This is a genomic window from Chryseobacterium tagetis, assembly GCF_016735585.2.
Classification (GTDB): Bacteria; Bacteroidota; Bacteroidia; order Flavobacteriales; family Weeksellaceae; genus Chryseobacterium; species Chryseobacterium tagetis.
On the sequence record NZ_JAERSE020000002.1, the window covers coordinates 1 to 13555 of the forward strand.

A 13555-nucleotide genomic window follows, 5' to 3' on the forward strand; every position below is an offset into this window, starting at 1 on the left:
TATTTTTAAAAAGTTTTGTTTGTTTTCTTTCGTATCTCTAAAGTGATTTTCTTAATCTTTATGCCCACCTAAAGGCTCTTCTGCGCTTACTGATTTTCTCTCGTTTTCAGTGGGGCAAAGATATGCTCTTTCAATAATACAAAACAAACTTTGTTAACATAAAATTTAAACGGAAACCAAATTGTGGGAAACTTTTACATTTAACTATCTGATCCATTTTCATTTAAATAAAAAGCTATACTTATCCACAATGGCAAAAATGATTTGTCTTTCTTCCTTGAAATAATTTCTCAGCTGATTTTGATAATGGATAGCACATTTATTTGGAGGGATTCTATTGTGAGATATTAAACCTTGCGGGTTTAAATTGTAGAGAAATATTAGCTTTCGATTGAAATGATTGTTACCTCTTATACTATATAGTATATCTATAGCCCCGATCGCAGCATTTGTTTGAGCTCATTTTCTTTTGGGAAAGAAAATAGCGAGTGCGGAGAGCGGGATAAAGCTCCAAAAAAATATTGATTGATGAATGTGTATTAATACTATATACTAGTGAGTGCAAAGAATGTTTCTTTTTTAGAAACAGTGTGGTTTATTTTCCTGATCAGAAAAATCGTTTGATAAGCAGCTTATATATAGAATATCCTATCAGACATCCGATAGCATCTGCTACAACATCGAGAGTTTCCATGGATCTCCCGAGTCCCATTTCCTCCTGAAGGATTTCTGTAAGGAACCCGTAAATAAGAATAATTTGAAAAAAGTAATAGAACTTGATTTTAGGAAAAGTCGCCATGAAGCAAAAACCAAGCATCGCGAATATGCTTAGATGTAAAACTTTGTCAATACCGTCGAACATAAACCAGTATTCCTGATTTTCCTGCCCCGGCTTCAACAGCATATAAGTAAGAAATGCCCAATAAATGGGCAAAATCTTACTAAATATTTTTGAAATCCTATCCAATGATAGCTTGGTATTCTTCTGCAGAAAGTAATTCTGAATGATCTGCACCTTCAGCTATTTCTAATTTAATAATCCATCCGTCTCCATAAGGATCTGAATTTAATAATTCCGGCTGATCTTCTAAGTCTGAGTTAAATTCAATAACTTTTCCTGAGATAGGCAAGAATAAATCTGAAACTGTTTTTACAGCTTCTACACTTCCGAAAACGTCTCCTCCATTAAGCTCATCATCTACAGTATCTACATCTACGTATACGATATCTCCCAACTCTCCTTGAGCGAAGTCTGTAATACCGATTGTAGCAACGTTACCTTCAATCTTAATCCATTCGTGATCTTTAGTGTACTTTAATTCTGATGGTGTGTTCATTTTTATTTTTTTATGTCAACAAATTTATTCAAAATAGATAAATGCTCAAAGGAAATAGAGAAATATTTATTACGGAGATTAAAGTTGTTGGTTTACAGGGAATTTTTAAGTTTTTATTAATTTATTCTTCTGCAATCTTGCTTTTATCCAGCAATTCATGAAATGTCTGGCAGTCTAATTTTTTAGTACTGCTCTGTTTTCTTTTTATCGTAATATTGAATTTACCGAAATACAATTCTTTTAATTCTGTGTCCGGACAAAATAATTTATTAATATTATCCATATTTGCATTTACTGCTTTAATTTCTTTGTTTTGGGAAAATTCTACCTGACCATCTTTTTCAAATAGTGAAACGTATTGATAGGTCATTACAAAATCATTCGTTTCTACTTTTTTCAAGGTTTTGTCTGAACTTTCATAGCTTAGAATTGCCGTAGAAATAAGGGTTCCATTAACCAGAAAGTGTGCTAACATGGAAGACCAAAGTCCAACGTTAAGAACCAACCAGATTAACACCAGCGCCAATCCTGCCGTTCCTATAATACTGGGATATGAAGATAAGCTGAAAAGGTCATACAACTTGTAATGCATTAAACTGAATAATAAAGCATTTACGAAGTAGGAATATTTCCGGAAATTATTTTTAGTTTTTAATTCAAAAAGAATGATGAAAAGTATTAATAGAGGAATCAGAAAATAGCTCTGCTGCATGATCACAAAAAATGCAATTCCAAAATAACTTATATATTTTAAATACTTTTTCCCTGTAAAAGCTCCCCGAAAAAAGAGTTCTTCGGAAACAGGGGCAAACAAGCCCCCACCAAGAATCATGACAATTACATTAACATCATTAAATCTAGTCTCTCTGGAAGATGCATCTATTATTTTAAAATGATCCAGAATAATTGCAAGAAGGGTAAAGCAGATGAATGCAGGGATTCCAATTTTCAATAAATAATTTTCTTTGTGCGTTTTCTTTTCTACGGTTTCCATGGTTTTTAGTAAAATGAAAGGTACATTTCAAAACATACCTTTTTATTGATTTTAATTAATATTATTTGCTTTTCAAAGATAATGAAAGCTTTATTTATGATCCAAAACAGGTAAACATTCTATTTAAATAAAAACTCCCTTTCTACAGTATAGAAAGGGAGCAATGATTTTCTTGAATTTACTTTTTATAATCCACCGGAATCTCCAAACGTAAACGTTGCTGAGATCCCTGCTCTGATTGTAGATAACGGGAATGCCGTAGATATTTTATATTTTGAAGTAAGCTGCTCATAGAATAATCTTAAGTTCAGGTTTTCTGAAACATTGTAGTCTGCAGAAAGTTTGATGTTCATTACTTTCTGACCACCTGTAACCTGAGAGTCATTCAATAAAATATTCATAATACTAGTCTGGCCGTCTCTCAATGAAATATCTCCTCTGATGTTAAGGTCGCTTCCTTTAGATCTGGCTCCTCTTGTATTTGCCATTCCCAATCTGAAGTTTCGAATAATGTATCCTAGTCTCACTACATATTCTTTGTTTGATTCTTCAGTAAGGGTGTGGTTTACCAATCCTAATAACAGCATTCTGTTTTTGTTGTACTGTATTCCAAACTGCATATTGTTTCTCATGGTAACATCTATCCCGATAAGCGGAGAAAAAGATTCTAAATAGGTGGCCTGTGAGAAAGTATAAGGATTAATATAATCACCATTCACATCTTTATCATTACCTGAACTCCCAATATTGTAGTAATCAATACTTGACTGAATACCCGTTGCAGTGTACGTAGCGCTATAAGCATGTGAAAGATCAAACTTCGTAAACTGTCCGTTAATGACTGGAATATTTTTCAATCCTGAATAGGTAATTTTCCAGTTAGGGATTGGGATTCCTGCTTTTTTAGCATTTCCGATTGCTTTTGGAGACTTTCCTTCTACCGCCGCTCTAAAGGCAGGAATTAAAACGTAAGCATTCGCTATACTATGTCCTTCCGTAAAGCCATCTGCATTTAACGGACCTCCCATTTGCTGGGAAATAGCAATTGCATTTGCTCTAATGGCCTGATAAATTGCTGCTCCGTCTTTGAATGCTGTATTGATTGCGACTACTGTATTCGAATACGTCACAAAATCATTAGCGAAAGAGAAATCATGATTTGCATATGCTAAATTCTGAGGGTCGTTATACCCCGACTGCGAGAAGTTTCTATTGAAGGTATGAAGAACATTGAAATCTACTCTGAAATCACTAATTGGGACAAACTGAAGATCTGCTCTTAATTCTTTTGTCGACATCTGAATATAAGGATCCGTCATCAACGAGGAACCACTTACCCAGCCGTTTTCGACTGCTACTCTTCTGATATCTGACTGTGATCCTAATAAGAATCCGGCAGTTGGCCCTCCCAAAGTCTGTCCATACCCATACCAGTTTGGAGCAGAAAGAAGTCCTGGAACTACTGTTCCGTTGTTTTCTGTATAATCAAAGTTCAGCTGTTTGAATGAAGTCATGAAATTCGCTATACTCTGTAAAGGCGTCAGTTTGTTTTTGAATTTGTAATTCTTGTATTTATATTTATTTTTTTCCCAAGCTAATGTATTTACATTATTCAAAGAATCAATTTCTCTTCTTCTCTTCTGCTGTTTAGCTGAAATATTCTGGAAATATTTAAACTGGCTAAAGAATTTCGGAAGATCCGCACTCGCTTTAGCTGTTATTACATTTGTATTCTGACCGATGGATCCTAAACTTCCTTCCGGACTTGAAAGTAAAGCTGTAGATCTCGCATTCCAGTTATAGGTAAACCCATATCCCAATTCCGCATCAATGAAATCTAAATATGGAAGATACTTGAATGGTAACTGATATCCTAGCTGTACTTTATGATTATACAAAACAGGTCTTCCTGCTCTGAACACATTTCCGAAAATGGAACTGTTATCCATCGTATTGACATCAATGTTATCATTCAAAGTTCTCGTAAGTGAGTTGATCTGAATTTTTAAAGATTTCGTAAGGGCAAATTCTAAACCGTACTGCCAACCAAAATAGAAGTTTCTATTTTTAATAACATCAAAATTACTTCCGAAGTTTCCTGAAAGTATAGATTCGATATCTCTAAATTCAAGTTCATTGTAATTTCTGTCAATCTCCGTTCTGAAAGATAATTTTGTAGGAATCGGATTAAAATTAAACTCTTTTGCCCATCTCAGATATTTTGTTGATTTTGCGGTATCGCTGATCAATTTATTAAAAGGTCTGATCACCCAAGGCTTGAAATTATAATTATAATCTACATATCCTCTGAAGTATTGTCTGTAATTCTTCTTGGTATAAATATCTCTGTAATAGTCATCATTATAAACCGCCGTCATAGTAACGTTTTCTACATCATAGAATTTCGGTTTTCTAGCCTGGTTTACTCTTTCTTTGTGCATATTCACAACTCCGATACTTCTTTGCTGTGTATATGTTCTTGCTACTTTTTTAAGCTCTTCTTTATTCGCCGCTTTATTAAACTCAACATCGGTATCCAACGGATTGTATTTAGGATCTTCGATTGTTTGAGAATAAGAATAGTTCAATGGAATTTTCATCCCACTTTTTTCCGGTAATAATTTATCTACATTAATAGCAGTATTAATACTGAACGCAGATTGTGAAGATTGGCTTCTTTCAGCCGGTTTTGAATCTATGTTTCCGAAACCAACAGAACTGTACGAAGCACTTGTATTTACCGTTGCGAAATCTCCAAGGTTAAAATTCAAACTTGCATTTCCTGCGTAACCTCCATCATTTTCAATTTCAGAAAGACGAATTTCATTTACCCACAATACTCTTCCTTTACTATTAATAGTTCCTCGCGGCAAATTTCTTACCCCGATCATGATCGTGGTAATATTTCCAAGAGAAGGTCTACCCTTGATGTAGATATCTTTATTATCATGACTAAACTGTGCGTCCCTAGTTCTTGCGGTTATATTATCAGGAGACTGCTTATCTCTTCTGATCTTTGCATCTACAAAATCCTGAATTGCAAAATCCACATCGTTCTCCATCGGCCAAATTTCTAAAGGAGCCGTTGCCGTACTGGGTGTATATTTTACAGAAGATTCATATTCATAATAATTATCTGTAGCATCGCTTCCGAAACGGATGAAGAACTTCAAATTATTATCAACACCTGAAGCCATAGGACTATCTAAGTTTTCAGCATGTAAGAAAAGTTTCAATTTTTTATACCTTCTCATATCAAGCGTTGTATTCTTGAATACTCCTCTTGCTTCCAGATCCATGTTTTTTACCTTCATATATAATGAAGCTTCATTCTGTCTCTGCGCTCCCGCATTCCCACTCAAAACCTGTCTGTCGATTCCCGGTGGCAAGACGTATGGAGGCTGGTTTAATCCATTTTCTTCAATATTAACGCTACCTACCTCGAAGTTATCATTCATTGTATCACTTCCCGCTGTACCTTCTGTAGAAGAGTTTACTGTTTCGCTGGCAATTTTGTTTGGATACCTTCTCCAGTCAGAACGAACTAAGTCCATGGTTCCGAATCTTAAAGTAGATGTATTGTCGAATCCTGTTAATAATAGTCTTGCAAATCTTACATTATTAAGAACAGCTGGAGAATGATCTCCTTCTGTTGCAACATATTGTGAAACCGGAATTCTGAATAAAAACCATTTCACATCAGACGACTGCCCATTCTGGAAATTTGCTTTTACAGTTTTTACGTCTACTATATTATTCTGTCCTAAAGCAAGACTTGCCTGATCCAAGTTTACTTCATACTGGTTGTAGTTTTCACTTTGATCTAAATTGTAATCTTTGTTGATATCTTCTGCATCCGGAGTCTGTGATGAAACTTCCAGGGAATTGCTTTTAGAGTTTCCTTCAGGTCCTCTGAAATATTTGTAACGCTCAACAATTGAAGCGGCCTGAGTTCCTGTAAATTTATCTGACATATAGAATAAGAAATCATCCACTGCAGGGTCAGACAAATTGGTAACCGGGTTTGTAAATGTATTTCCAAATCTAGCGGCTTCCTGATCAGATGTTAAACCATCATATCCTGCATCCTGCACCGTTCTGTCAGTTCCTTCACTAGAGAAAGCATATAAAACAGGAGGTTGTTTTGGCTGGATACCCCAGTTTGAATTGGTGGTAGTTGATGTTGAAGATGGTGTAGGCAGTCCGTTTTCATACTGCATATAGCCATCTTTCAGGATGTCTTCAGACACGTTTCCTAAATGTAATAATAGCTTAGGGGTATTTCCCGGATTACTCAATGGTTTTCCGTCAGCATAAGGATCCATTAACCAGAATTCAACATATTCGATGTTTGAATTGACAAAGTTGGAAACACTGATCGGTCTCATGATTCCTCCCCATCTTTGCTGTGTAGTTTCTGAACCTGGATTTACGTTGTAAGGCCCTTTTTCCTGAGGATAATATGAAATATCAAATGTATTGGTAAACGTCTGTTCACCCGCCACAAAATCTCTGTTGTTGTAAATTTCAGAAAGCTGTACCCTTCTCGAAGCGTGGTTGGAAACAGACTGAGCTGTAATTCCTGTAGGTGCTTTACCTCCTACTCCCCAGAATCTAGGATCGATACTATACCAAGATAGCAATCCTCTTCCATTTCCACCTGTAATATCATTATTTGGCGGCACCGTATTGAACGGAATCTGTGTATTTTTTTCAGGCTTTGATGACAAGCTCCAAGCTGCAGGTTCTTTTAACGAAATTTTTGAAGTGGTTTGTTCAAAGTCATCAATGTAAGATTGATTGTCTGTTCCTTTATTTAATCCTGGTAATAAATAGGCAGCTTCCATTTTGAAATTCAAATTAGAAGGCGCCTCGGTATTTACCAAAGGAATTTTATCTGTTAATCTTGTCAGGAATGGCAATTGATTATTATACATCAAATTAACTCCTGCCATGGTATTGTTTACAGCTTCCTGTCCGTAATTCACCTTTTGGGTAAGTGGTGACTCAGAATAATTAACAACCGTACCTCCTACAATGAAGTTTTCGCTGAACCTTCTTTCTAAGTTCAATCCTAAAAATCTTTTTCTCTGCGTATTGAATGTTAATTGATTTTCTAAAGCGATATTAATAGCCTGGCCAGATTGTTTTACCTGCTCGTTGATAATGGTAACAGTTCCCAACATATAATCAACGGTATAGTCTACTCCTTCCGTCAATTGTACTCCATTTGCCGAAACTTTTACAGATCCTTGCGGAACGTTTACTGCTCCTAATGAAATCCCTTGTCCTGTTGTTCCTTTGTAACGACCTTCCAACGTATATCTTTGTGACAGGTTACTGTATGTTGCTGCCTGCTTCTGCTTATCATACAGGTCACTAAATACATACTGAGGATTATTACTTCCCAAAGCATTCTGTATATTACTTCCAAAAGGCTGTACTTTGGTAAAAATAACTTTCCCGGTTTCCGGTCGTATAGTAATTCCGTTGACAAAGTCAAAGATACCATCTCCTGTTGTCCCTCCACTGTTTGACTGAAGGTCACCATTACTATTTAAACGATCCCAGTTCATTAACTTCAGCAAGTTGATATCCTGAACATTCGTATTGGGTAGATAATTAACTTTACCTCCGGTTTGTGCATCTCTATAGTTAACATTTAAGATAAATCCATCCTGACTTACCTGTCCTGCATCTAATGAATAAATATTCTTCATCATCAGATCCCACATAGGAGACTCTACATTTACCGTAGAGTTTGATTTCAAAAGTTTAGAAACCAATACAGTACTTTCTTCAGAAAACTCTCCTACTTTGTACACCTGATTTGTTCCGTTTACCGTATATGAATAGGAAACCGCCAATAGCTGCTGATCGTTTAGCTTTTGGTTTAATGAAATATATCCAAGCTGTGGCTGAAAGGTATATTCATTAGTATTTAATCTTCTTGCTTTTTTATTAAAAATAAATTGTTCTCCGTTGGTATAAGGTTGTGTACTTCCCGGGAATGTTCCCCCCTGTAAAACATCACCATAATTCGTTCCCGGGTCTCTGGTTCCCATCGTTGTAGAGATCGCATTATACAACCCGTTCTGTGAGTTGTCCGGCGTTCCGGCTGCTCCTTCTCCCAAGTCTCGGATCCCGACTATACTTTTCTGATAGGCAAGATTACTGTTTCCTTGGTCCAATACCCAAACTTCTAATCTTGTAATATTGATTCTGGAATTAATCTGAGGATAATTAAGTAATGCATTATCATATCCGTCTAAGAAATAATGTCCCAAAAAGTAATGCTGATTGTCTTCATAATCGATCGCATTTATTTTGAAGGTATTCATTACCCCACCTCCTTGAACAACAATATTTCTGGCTTCACCCTGTTGTTGGGAAAGTACTACGGTTCCGTATGTTTTCCCTAACTGGAATTCCGTTTTCACCCCGAACAATGACTCGGAACCACGAATAAGACTGGTAGACAACGGCATATTAACGTTACCGAATTCTACTCTTTTTATAATCTTATCTTCACCACCTGCTCCGGGAGAATTTACATCTCCAAGTCCTTTAGACTGTAGATCTTTCCAGCTTCCTTTTGCCTGCCATACCAGGTTCATTTTGTTCTCAAACGCAAAACCACTCTGGGTATCGTAATTGGCTTTTAACTGAAGGTTTTCCCCTACTTTTCCTAAAAGTCCTAACTGGATTCTCTGGTTGATATCAAAGGTAAAACTTGTTCTGTTTTGAGGCAGAATTAATGGGTTGTCAATTTTCTGGTACAATCCTCCGAAATCAAAAGAAGCAAACCCTGAAGGAATGATTTCTATTTTATTGCTTCCGAAAATCGTTTCAAAAAGCCTGTTTCTGATCGTTAAAGCAGGAATTAATCCCTTCTTTAGTGCGTCAGATTTATCTTTTCTGTACAATAAGCTGTATCGGTCTGATTTTTCTTTATAGTAAGCCTTAGACTGCGTTGCCAGCAAAAATTCTTTATACTCTTCCGGAGACATCGCCGTAGGAACTCCTGTTACAATATTTCCAACTTTAGGATATACGAGATACATCCCTGTTTTTATATCATAAAATGCTTCGTATTGAGTAGGATCAGGTAATTCATAATCCTTTTGTATAGTATTTCCTGTCGCAGGATTTTCTTGTCCGAATGTATTGATGGAAATACACAGAAAAGACAGGAACAAGAATATGTTGAAATATTTATGAGTTGTCACCAAATGTTAAATGTTTTTTAAAATTTGTTTTACCAATTCTTCTACCGAAATACTTGGATTTTGTTTAATTATTTTATCCGCAATTTTCTCACTCATTCGTTTAGGAATCCCCAAAACTTCTAATGCAGATAACGATTCATCTTTAATTTTATTATCTACAAATGTAGAAATATTTTCTTCTGAAGTATTGAATTTTTGGACTTTATCCTTCAAATCCACAATAATTCTTTCTGCTGTTTTCGCCCCTATTCCTTTGGCTTTTTGTATTAAAGCGCTGTTTCCGGAAAGTACTCCAGAAGCAATTTCATTAAGGCTAAAAGTAGAGAGTAAAATCAAGGCAGATACAGCTCCTACTCCATTAACGCTTATTAACAAATTAAACATTTCTTTTTCAGAACGAGTGTTAAAACCGAAAAGCAAATGAGCGTCTTCCCGGATGATCTGTTGAATAAAGAGAAAAGTTTGCTGATTCAGAGTAAGTTGTTGGGAAGTTAGCAAACTGATTCCCACGTAATACCCTACCCCCTGCACATTAATGACTGCATACGTAGGTGTAAGCTCCTGAACAGTTCCTTGTAAAGAAAATATCATGATTAATTTTTAAAACTCCCAAATATAGCAAATTAAACTAAGTAATGTTTTCATTTCACGGACGAATGATTTTTAACTTAATTTTTTATCAAAAAACCAATAGAATCTTTAAATAAAAAAAGACTCCAAAAATATGGAGTCTTTTTTATTCGTTTTTGCTATAAAGCAATATCAATATTATTTCTTATCTTTTTTCTCTCTTCTTTGAGCATCAAGAACAGCAACCGTTGCCAAGTTTACAATTTCATCTACGCTTGAACGCATCTGTAAAACGTGAACAGGTTGTTTCAGTCCCATCAAAATTGGACCTATAACCTGAGCAACTTTCATCCCTCTTATGATTTTGTAGGATAAGTTTGCACTTTCTAGATTCGGGAAGATAAAAGTATTTGCAGGTGTTGTTTCCAGTTTTGAGAAAGGATAATCACTTAAATGATCAGCATTCATCGCAAAATCCGGCTGAATTTCACCATCCACAATCATTTTAGGATATTTCTCGTGAAGAATACTTACTGCTTTTGCTACTTTTTTAGAAGTATCAGAGATTGCTGCGAAATTTTCAAATCCTAACATCGCGATTCTCGGTTCAATAGCAAATGATCTCACCGTAAATTCTGCCATTTTAGCAATATTTACCAAGTCATCCGCAGTTGGATTCTGATTGATTGAGGTATCTGCGAAGAAAATAGGTTTCTTTTCTGATAAAATCATCATCATTGCGGCTACTTTATCAACTCCTTTTTCTCTTTCAATCACTTCTAAAACCGGTCTTAGTACAGAAGTATAATTTTTAGAGAAACCGATGATCAATCCGTCTGTATCTCCATGTTTCAGCATCAAAGGACCGAAATAATCTCTCTGACGAACAAATCTTTTCGCTTTGTACTCGTTCATCCCTTTTCTCTGACGAAGTTTCCAAAGTGTATCTCTGTATTTCTTTCTGTTTTCTTTCTGGTCGTCATCACTTGGATCGATGATCGGAACATTCAGATTGATTCCGAAACGTTCCATCTGTTCCTGAATATATTTTTTATTCCCTAAAAGACTTGGGAAAGCAATTCCTTCTTCGTAAAGAATCTGAGCCGCTTTCAATACATTATATTCTTCAGCATTTCCTAAAGTGATTCTTTTCGGATTGGCTTTTGCACGGCTTTGCATCATTCTTACCAATTTCTCATCTCTTCCCATTCTGTCCAGAAGGTGATGTTCATATTCTTCGAAATCGGTAATTGTTTTTCTTGCCACTCCGCTATCAATGGCAGCTTTTGCCACTGCACTCGATACTTTTGTGATCAATCTGTTATCAAATGGCTTCGGAATAAAGTATTCTCTTCCGAATTGTAAATTCTGAACATTATACGCTAAAATTACAGCTTCAGGAACTGGTTCTTTCGCCAGATTAGCAATTGCATGAACTGCCGCTAATTTCATTTCTTCATTAATTCCTTTTGCCTGAACATCTAATGCCCCACGGAAAATATATGGGAAACCAAGTACATTATTAACCTGGTTAGGATAATCACTTCTTCCTGTTGCCATGATTACATCTGGACGAGTTTCAAGCGCCAAATCGTAAGCAATTTCCGGATCCGGGTTTGCCAAAGCGAAAACAATAGGGTTTTCATTCATGCTTAAAAGCATTTCAGGAGTCATTACATTTCCTTTTGACAATCCTACAAAAACATCAGAACCTTTTACGGCATCTTCTAATGTTTCAATATCTGTATTAGCGATGAAATCTAATTTTTCAGGAGTAAGATTTTCTCTTTTATGATTAATAACTCCTTTACTGTCGCACATCAACACATTTTCTCTTTTCAGTCCTAAAGAGATATACAGATTGGTACAGGCAATCGCAGCAGCTCCTGCTCCGTTTACCACCATTTTTATTTCTTCAATTTTTTTGTTGGCGATTTGCAAAGAGTTGATCAATGCCGCCGCAGAAATAATCGCTGTTCCGTGCTGATCATCGTGCATCAAAGGAATATCCAGCTCTTCTTTCAGTCTTTGTTCAATATAAAAAGCTTCAGGCGCTTTAATATCTTCAAGGTTGATTCCTCCAAAAGTAGGAGCGATCCCTTTTACGATCTCAATAAATTTGTCCGGATCTTTTTCATCAATTTCAATATCAAATACATTAATATCTGCAAAAATCTTGAACAAAAGACCTTTCCCTTCCATTACAGGCTTAGAAGCTTCTGCTCCGATGTCACCTAATCCTAACACAGCAGTACCGTTAGAAATAACAGCTACCAGATTTCCTTTTCCTGTATAATCATAAACAGTTTCCGGTTTTTCATGAATTTCCATACAAGGAACGGCAACTCCAGGAGAATACGCCAATGACAAATCTCTCTGAGATGAGTGCGGTTTTGAAGGAATCACTTCAATTTTTCCTTTAGGTTCTGTTTTATGATAGTCTAACGCGGCCTGGTTAAAGTTCTTCTCGTCGCGGTTATTTTTACTTGACATAGAATTTTATTTTTTTATTTATAGTATATATTTAATGTGGTAATCTACTAAGCTCTCAATAGGCTTTTGTACGATTTGACCCACATTTAAATGAAGCTCTGCAGCTGCAGAACGTAGAATATTTTCATAATAATAAGCTATAGAACCAATAAAGTTGATTTCAGCCTCTTTTGATTCCTCATAAGGAAGAACCTGGTAATCAAAAAAATTCATCATTTCATCGAAAACCATTTTCTGAAAGTAAGGATGATCTTTCCTCTCAACAACAAATTTATTAAAATTTGCCAAATAAGCATTAGGTCTGGCAGTATGATACATGTTTTTCAATGCTTCATCTACCGTAAGCTTATACGTTTTTTCGAACTCACAAGATAAGTCATGAGGAAGTTTTTGCATAAAGAATCTTCGTACAAGTTGTTTTCCAATTGCACTCCCACTTCCTTCATCTCCTACAAGAAATCCTAAAGAAGGAAGTTTAATTTTTAAATTCTCTCCGTCGAAATAACATGAGTTGGAACCTGTTCCTAAGATGCAAACAATAGCAGGTTTCCCTCTGTAAGCTGCATAAGCTGCAGCCGTAAGATCTTCTTTTGCATGAATCTGTGCCTGTGTAAAAAACTTTTTCAGTTCCCGTTCAATGATCGCACAGTTTTCAGGTATTCCACAGCCGGAACCGTAGAAAAACACTTTGGTTATTGAGTTTTTAACTGATCCCAAACTGATATTCTTTTCAATTTCAGGAACAATAAGATGTGCTGCAATATTATTTGGATTAAAACCAATGGTTTCGGTTTTTAAAAAGACTTTGTTAAAATCATCTAGAATTACCCAATCACATTTTGTAGAGCCACCATCAACAATAGCAACCATATTTTAGATTTTAGTTTAAGGATGCTAAATTATGAATTTATCTTCAAACCGTCTCACAAACA

General features: G+C 35.7%; 7 protein-coding genes. All 7 read right to left on the reverse strand.

Annotated features, from left to right (window positions below):
* Positions 1-607 precede the first annotated feature (607 nt).
* The gene (locus JI747_RS05275; protein ID WP_262904140.1) at positions 608-934 is read right to left on the reverse strand and encodes a VanZ family protein; all 327 of its coding nucleotides are present in this window, start codon (positions 932-934) and stop codon (positions 608-610) included.
* Positions 935-959: 25 nt separating this feature from the next.
* A complete protein-coding gene (gene gcvH / locus JI747_RS05280; protein WP_225686803.1) occupies positions 960-1337 on the reverse strand; it encodes a glycine cleavage system protein GcvH in 378 nt (125 codons plus the stop codon).
* Positions 1338-1458: 121 nt separating this feature from the next.
* Positions 1459-2331, reverse strand: coding sequence for a CPBP family intramembrane glutamic endopeptidase (locus JI747_RS05285; RefSeq protein WP_225686805.1), 873 nt, complete (start codon positions 2329-2331; stop codon positions 1459-1461).
* Positions 2332-2516: 185 nt separating this feature from the next.
* Positions 2517-9560, reverse strand: coding sequence for a T9SS outer membrane translocon Sov/SprA (sov, locus tag JI747_RS05290; RefSeq protein WP_394371122.1), 7044 nt, complete (start codon positions 9558-9560; stop codon positions 2517-2519).
* A 6-nt stretch (positions 9561-9566) separates the two neighbouring features.
* Positions 9567-10151 carry a Holliday junction branch migration protein RuvA gene (ruvA, locus tag JI747_RS05295; protein WP_225686807.1) on the reverse strand — a complete coding sequence of 195 codons (585 nt, stop codon included), beginning with the start codon at positions 10149-10151 and terminating at the stop codon, positions 9567-9569.
* Positions 10152-10328: 177 nt separating this feature from the next.
* A complete protein-coding gene (locus JI747_RS05300; RefSeq protein ID WP_225686809.1) occupies positions 10329-12623 on the reverse strand; it encodes an NADP-dependent malic enzyme in 2295 nt (764 codons plus the stop codon).
* Between the two features lie 18 nt (positions 12624-12641).
* Positions 12642-13493, reverse strand: a complete 852-nt coding sequence (locus JI747_RS05305) for an ATPase (protein WP_225686811.1) — start codon at positions 13491-13493, stop codon at positions 12642-12644.
* Positions 13494-13555 lie beyond the last annotated feature (62 nt).

Bases quoted from the DNA above. Each gene is read 5' to 3' on its own strand.
- JI747_RS05285 (WP_225686805.1), bottom strand. From the start codon at position 2,331: ATGGAAACCGTAGAAAAGAAAACGCACAAAGAAAATTATTTATTGAAA.
- gcvH (WP_225686803.1), bottom strand. From the start codon at position 1,337: ATGAACACACCATCAGAATTAAAGTACACTAAAGATCACGAATGGATT.
- JI747_RS05300 (WP_225686809.1), bottom strand. From the start codon at position 12,623: ATGTCAAGTAAAAATAACCGCGACGAGAAGAACTTTAACCAGGCCGCG.
- JI747_RS05305 (WP_225686811.1), bottom strand. From the start codon at position 13,493: ATGGTTGCTATTGTTGATGGTGGCTCTACAAAATGTGATTGGGTAATT.
- ruvA (WP_225686807.1), bottom strand. From the start codon at position 10,151: ATGATATTTTCTTTACAAGGAACTGTTCAGGAGCTTACACCTACGTAT.